The sequence below is a fragment of the Kitasatospora sp. NPDC004240 genome, from assembly GCF_053603215.1.
In genome coordinates this window covers 1-2,949 of the sequence record NZ_JBSGFD010000397.1, presented here as the reverse complement: position 1 = coordinate 2,949, position 2,949 = coordinate 1, and the positions used below count along the sequence as shown (strand labels likewise).

The following is a 2,949-nucleotide window of genomic DNA, read 5'->3' as shown; positions in this document are numbered from 1 at the left end:
CTCGGTCCTGCTGCTGCCCCTGCCGGACGGCGACGGCGAGGTCGAGGTCGGCTGGCACCTCCACCCGGAGGCCTGGGGCCAGGGGTACGCCACCGTGGCCGGGTTGATCTAGATTGCCCGGTTATGGGAGACAGTCGCAGGATCAGCCGCCGATCGGTGCTCAAGGCCATCCCCGTCGCCGGCCTCGCCGTGCCCCCGGGCGGCATCCTGGCCGGGCGGGGTACGAGGGCGGCGCCGGCGTGTTTCCCCCGGCCGGACGTCCCGGCCGCTCAGCCGGTGCAGCCGGTGCACGGCTCGGCGTCGCGGGTGGTGGAGCAGACGCTCGACGTCCGCTTCACGGACGTCGCGGTACCGGGCTACGGCCGGATCACCACCCGCACCTACAACGGGGCGATCCCCGGCCCGACCCTGCGCGTGCGCGGTGGGGACACGCTGCGCCTCACGCACGTCAACGGCCTGCCGCCCAACCCGCCCCACAGCGGCGGCCACAACACGCCGCACGACCCCAACAGCTTCAACCTGCACACCCACGGGATGCACGTCTCCCCGTCCGGGTACGCCGACAACGTCCTGCGCGAGTTCGTCCCGCGCACGGCGGACGAGGTCGCCGCCGGCGCCCCGGAGCCCCGGTACGTGACGACCGTCCAGATCCCGGCCGACCACCCCGCCGGCACCTACTGGTACCACCCGCACCTGCACGGGGCCATCGCCGAGCAGATCGTCGGCGGCATGGCCGGGGTGATCATCGTCGAGGGCGACGTCGACGAGGTCCCCGAGATCGCGGCGGCCGCCGACCTCGTGGTGTGCGTCAACGAACTCAAGCTCAAGGACGGTGAGGTCCCCGCGTTCACCTCCGGCGGCTGGGTGACCGGCATCCCCTCCACCTTCACCGTCAACGGCGCGGTCAACCCCGTCCTCCGGCTGCGCCCGGGCGAGGTGCAGCGGTGGCGGCTGGTCGCCGCGACCGCGTTCACCTCCCTGCGGCTGCGGCTCACCGGGGAGCGCGGAGTCCTGCCGATGCACCAGATCGCGCAGGACGGCATCACCTTCGCCACGCCCGTCGTCCTGGACGTGCTGGGCCTGGTCATGGGCAACCGCGCCGACGTCCTGGTCCGCGGCGGCGCGCCCGGCCGGTACGAACTGCGGGCCGACGGGGTGCCCGGGCCGCTGATGACGATCGACGTGGCGGGAGAACCCGTCGAACCGCCGATGGAACTGCCGAGCGCGCTCCCGCCCGGCAAACCGTTCCTCGACGAGAGGGACGTCACCGACCCCGGCGCGCACCGGGAGGTGGTCTTCCACTCCGACGCGGGCGTCTTCCCCGGGCCGTTCCCCAACGCCTTCCGCGTCCTGGGCACCCATGCGACCCCCGCGGCCGACCCCGACGGCGACCTCACCCACGACCCGGCCTACGGCCTGTTCGACCCCGACCACACCAACCACACCCTGCGCCTGGGCACCGTGGAGCGCTGGACCGTGCGCACCGACGAATCGCTGCCGGCGTTCCAGCACCCCTTCCACCTGCACACCAACCAGGTGCTCCTCACCCACCGCAACGGCGAACGGCTCACCCCGCCCGTCTGGCACGACACCATCGGCCTCACCGGCGGCACACCCCCGGAATCCGTCACCTTCCTGGTCAAGTACGAGGACTTCACCGGCCGCACCATCGCCCACTGCCACCAGCTCCACCACGAGGACCTCGGCATGATGCAGACCGTCCACTACGTCGACCCGTGAGACCCGGCGGGCCCCGGGGCCGTGCGGAAACCTGCTTGGCGGGCCATGGCGGGCACTGCTACGTTTCCGGGGGCCGTGCGAGAGAACGAGGAGGTGGTACCCGTGAACGCAGTATCGACATGGGTGCTCCCCTCCGGGGTCACGGTCGGGCGGTAGGTCGTCCGGGAGCGCCGTTCCAGCGCACTCCCGAAAGGCACGACCGTGCACTTCACTTCCGAACAGCACCTCGACGACGGCGTCCTCGTCCGCGAGTTCACCCTCGGCGAGATCCCCGGCACCCTGTGGACGCCCGGATCGTCCGCACCGGCTCCGCTGATCCTGATGGCCCACAACAACGGCCTGCCCAGGAGGGAGCCCCGGCTGGTGGCCCGGGCCCGGCACTGCGCGGCGCACGGCTATGCGGTGGCCTCCATCGACGCCCCCGGGTGCGGTGACCGGCCCCGTTCCGCCGCCGACGAGCAGGCCCGCGCCGAGCTCCGCCGGGCGATGCAGGCCGGCGAACCGGTCGACGAGATCTTCGAGTCCTTGGTCGGCCCGCTGGTCGAGAAGGCGGTCCCGGAATGGCGGACCGCCCTGGACGCCCTCCTTGCGCTGCCCGAGATCGGCGGCCCGGTCGGGTACTCGGGGTGGACCGCCGTCGGCATCCGGCTGGCGGTGCTCGAGCCGCGCATCGCGGCCGCCGGTCTCTTCGCCGGGGGCTACGTGCCCCGCGCCCAGCGCGAGGAGGCCCGGCAGGTCACCGTTCCGCTGCTGTTCCTGCTGCAGTGGGACGACGAGGGCAACCCCCGCCAACGCGCCCTGGACCTGTTCGACGCCTTCGGCACCGAGGAGAAGACGCTGCACGCCAACCTGGGCGGACACACCGGCACCCCGTGGTTCGAGGCGGAGGACGGGATCCGGTTCTTCGACCGGCACCTGCGGTGAGGCCGGGCCGCCCCGCCGGTGACAGGCGGTAAGCGGCGTCGGCCCTGGCCACCGCGGTCGAGGACGGGTCTCCCCGGCCCTCCTCGACGGCGGTGGCCGGCAGGTGCGCGGCCGGCGCGATCGCGGCTCACCACGGCGGATGAAACGGGGTGAACCTCCAGTGGGCGCGGCGCAGGCGCGGGCGGTGGTGCTCAGTTGCCGCGGGCGGTGATGTTGCCGTACGAGGTGGTGGCGGTGACGGCCAGGGCGGGGGTGCCGGTGTTGGTGAGGGCGTTGTGGACGCGG

Annotated in this window: 3 protein-coding genes; all 3 read left to right on the top strand. The window is 73.1% G+C overall.

Annotated features, from left to right (window positions below; translation table 11 throughout):
- The first annotated feature begins 7 nt into the window (after window positions 1-7).
- The 3 genes from ACWEQL_RS41915 to ACWEQL_RS41905 all read left to right on the top strand — a co-directional run bounded on the left by ACWEQL_RS41915 (window position 8) and on the right by ACWEQL_RS41905 (window position 2,664).
- Window positions 8-112: a GNAT family N-acetyltransferase gene (locus ACWEQL_RS41915; RefSeq protein ID WP_452156796.1), complete on the top strand. Its 105-nt coding sequence runs from the start codon at window positions 8-10 to the stop codon at window positions 110-112.
- A gap of 11 nt (window positions 113-123) precedes the next feature.
- Complete coding sequence (locus ACWEQL_RS41910; protein ID WP_452156794.1) at window positions 124-1,740, top strand: multicopper oxidase family protein; 1,617 nt, start codon at window positions 124-126, stop codon at window positions 1,738-1,740.
- Window positions 1,741-1,941: 201 nt separating this feature from the next.
- The gene (locus ACWEQL_RS41905) at window positions 1,942-2,664 is read left to right on the top strand and encodes a dienelactone hydrolase family protein (RefSeq protein WP_452156792.1); all 723 of its coding nucleotides are present in this window, start codon (window positions 1,942-1,944) and stop codon (window positions 2,662-2,664) included.
- The last annotated feature ends 285 nt before the right edge of the window (window positions 2,665-2,949 follow it).